This is a genomic window from Achromobacter sp. 2789STDY5608615 (genome assembly GCF_001298995.1).
GTDB classification, from domain to species: Bacteria; Pseudomonadota; Gammaproteobacteria; order Burkholderiales; family Burkholderiaceae_B; genus Achromobacter; species Achromobacter insuavis.
Genome location: NZ_CYTY01000089.1, coordinates 1 through 3,312, shown reverse-complemented (window position 1 = coordinate 3,312; position 3,312 = coordinate 1). Strand labels below are relative to the sequence as shown.

General features: G+C 66.2%; 3 protein-coding genes. All 3 read left to right on the top strand.

The features are described from left to right. The coding region (locus AOZ49_RS31440; RefSeq protein ID WP_231690500.1) for a chemotaxis protein CheW at positions 1–1,372 on the top strand (1,372 nt) is incomplete at its 5' end. Between the two features lie 15 nt (positions 1,373–1,387). After that, positions 1,388–1,888, top strand: a complete 501-nt coding sequence (cheW, locus tag AOZ49_RS31435) for a chemotaxis protein CheW (RefSeq protein WP_006387513.1) — start codon at positions 1,388–1,390, stop codon at positions 1,886–1,888. Positions 1,889–2,018: 130 nt separating this feature from the next. Further along, on the top strand, positions 2,019–3,312 hold a 1,294-nt coding region (locus AOZ49_RS31430), incomplete at its 3' end, for a methyl-accepting chemotaxis protein (RefSeq protein WP_054479824.1).

Genomic DNA, 3,312 nt, shown 5'->3' with positions numbered 1-3,312 from the left:
GGCGCCCGTGGCCGACGCCGCGCCGGCGCCCGTCGTGGCCGCCGCGCCGGTCGCCGCGACGCCTGAAGCCGCGCCGGCCGCCGCCGCGCCCGCCGTGGCCGAATCCGCCGCCGCCGCCGAAGCCATCTCGCAGGCCGCGCGCACCAGCCGCGCCGCCGCGCCGGCCCACGTCGACAAGGAATCCACCTCGATCCGCGTGGGCGTGGAAAAGGTCGACCAGGTCATCAACCTGGTGGGCGAACTGGTCATCGCCCAGGCCATGCTGGCGCAGACCGCGTCGACGCTGGATCCGGTGCTGCACGACCGCCTGCTCAACGGCATGGAGCAGCTCGAGCGCAACGCGCGCGACCTGCAGGAAGCCGTCATGTCGATCCGCATGATGCCGATGGACTACGTCTTCAGCCGCTTCCCGCGCCTGGTGCGCGACATTGCCGGCAAGATGGGCAAGCAGATCGAACTGCAGACCTACGGCCGCGCCACCGAACTCGACAGGAGCCTGATCGAACGCATCATCGACCCGCTGACGCACCTGGTGCGCAACAGCCTGGACCACGGCATCGAGACGCCCGAGAAGCGCGTCGCCGCCGGCAAGGATCCGGTCGGCCAGCTGGTGCTGTCGGCCCAGCACAACGGCGGCAACATTGTCATCGAAGTCAGCGACGACGGCGCCGGCCTGAACCGCGAAAAGATCCTCAAGAAGGCCATGGCCCAGGGCCTGCCGGTCAACGAAAACTCGCCGGACGACGAAATCTGGCAACTGATCTTCGCGCCGGGCTTCTCCACGGCCGAGAAGGTCACCGACATTTCCGGCCGCGGCGTCGGCATGGACGTGGTGCGCCGGAACATTCAGGACATGGGCGGTCACGTGCAGCTGTCGTGCGAGCCGGGCAACGGCACCACCACGCGCATCGTGCTGCCGCTGACGCTGGCGATCCTGGACGGCATGTCGGTGCGGGTGGGCGAGGAAACCTTCATCCTGCCGCTCAACCATGTGACCGAATCGCTGCAGCCGACCAACGACCAGATCTACTCCGTGGCCGGCAACGAGCGCGTCATGCACGTGCGCGGCGAATACCTGCCGTTGGTCGAGATGCACCGCGTGTTCTCGGTCAGCGAGGCGCAGACCGACCCGACCCAGGCCATCGCCGTCATCATGCAGGCCGAGGACCGCCGTTTCGCGCTGCTGGTGGATCACCTGATCGGCCAGCACCAGGTGGTGGTGAAGAACCTCGAGTCGAATTACCGCAAGGTCCCCGGCATCTCCGCCGCCACCATCCTGGGCGATGGCAGCGTGGCGCTGATCGTCGACGTATTTGCGCTTGCGCGCGCCAACCGTGAGCGTTGGTCGCAGCCCGAAGCCATTCTGAATTGATGGAGAAATAGCCCCATGGCAGCCAAACCGCAAGCGCAAGCCGCGCGCAATGAAGATGTCGGCAACGAGTTCCTGGTGTTCACGCTGGGCGACGAAGAGTACGGCATCGACATCCTGAAGGTGCAGGAAATCCGCGGCTACGACGCCGACACGGTGACCCGTATCGCCAATGTCCCGCCGTTCATCAAGGGCGTGACCAACCTGCGCGGCATCATCGTGCCGATCGTCGACCTGCGCATCAAGTTCAACCTGGGCAGCGTCGAATACAACGAGCAGACCGTCGTCATCATCCTGAACCTCGATCGCCGCGTGGTCGGCATCGTGGTCGACGGCGTGTCGGACGTGCTGATGCTCAACGCCGGCCAGATCCGCCCGGCGCCGGAATTCGGCGCCACCCTGTCCACCGAGTACCTGACGGGCCTGGGGACGGTCGACGAACGCATGCTGATCCTGGTCGACATCGAGAAGATGATGACCAGCGACGAAATGGCTCTGGTGGAGAAGGTCGCCTCCTGATCGGAGCGGCGGGATCCGGGCGCCTCGGTCCGCTACGCGGCCGACCGCCCAGCAGAGAGGGGTAGGGCGCGCCATATTGGATTCGATATGGCGCTTTTCTTAACGATTTCAGTCTGGAGTGGTGCTTGTGATGCGCAAGTTTTTCGCGAACATGACGATACGCAGCAGCCTGTTGTGGGTGCTGGCGTTCTTCTCATTCATGTTGGTGATCGGAGCCGCGCTGGGCGTGCTGTCGTTGCGCATCAGCAACGCGACGCTGGCGGAAATCAAGCAATCGCAAGAACTGAACGATGCGCTGGGCCGCGTCGTGTCGAGCTACAAAGACACCCTCAATGGCCTGGGCCGCACGGCCTCGTCCAATTATGCCGACATCGTGCGCAGCGTCGGCCAGCCCACGCTGCTGACGCAGGGCCTGTCGAGCGAGGCCGCCGGCCTGCTCGAGCGCGCCAAGGCGGCGCAGAACAAGGGCCAGGCGGAATTCGACTATTTCAAGACCTTGCCCAGGCCGGCCGAGGCGGCCGAGTCCCTCAAGGAAGTCGAGGATTCGTACGGCGCCTTGATCCAGCAAGGCGTGCAGCCGCTGACCGCCGCGCTGGAGAAGGCCGACATGCCGGCCTACCAGACGCAGGTGCAGAAGGTGCAGGACGCGCTCGAAGGGCGCTTCGCCCGCGCCGTCGAGGGGTTTGATTTCTGGCGCGCCAGCAAGATGCTGGACGCGTTCGAGGTGGCCCAGGTGCGCTACCAGTTCGTGCTGCTGGCGGTGAGCGCCGGCGGCGTGATCGCCGCGCTGCTGGTGTTCGCCACCTATGTGTTCCTGCGTCGCCGCGTGCTGCAGCCGCTCAAGGATGCCGGCCATCACTTCGACCGCATTGCCGGCGGGGATCTGACCGCCCGCGTCGAAGTCCGCAATACCAACGAGATCGGCCAGCTGTTCGCCGCGCTCAAGCGCATGCAGGAAAGCCTGACGCGCACGGTGTCCTCGGTGCGCCGCGGCGTCGACGAAATCAATACCGGTTCGCACGAGATCGCCGCGGGCAACACCGACCTGTCCAGCCGCACCGAGCAGCAGGCAGCTTCGCTGGAAGAGACCGCGGCCTCGATGGAGCAACTGGCCTCGACCGTCAAGCAGAACGCCGACAACGCGCGCCAGGCCAACCAGCTGGCGGCCAGTGCGTCGGACGTGGCCGAGCGCGGCGGTTCGGCGGTGGCCGAGGTGGTCAACACCATGCACGGCATCTCGGCCAGCTCGCGCAAGATTTCCGAGATCGTCTCGGTCATCGACGGCATCGCCTTCCAGACCAACATCCTGGCGCTGAACGCGGCGGTGGAAGCCGCTCGTGCCGGTGAACAAGGCAAGGGTTTCGCGGTGGTGGCGGGCGAAGTGCGCTCGCTGGCGCAGCGCAGCGCGCAGGCGGCCAAGGAAA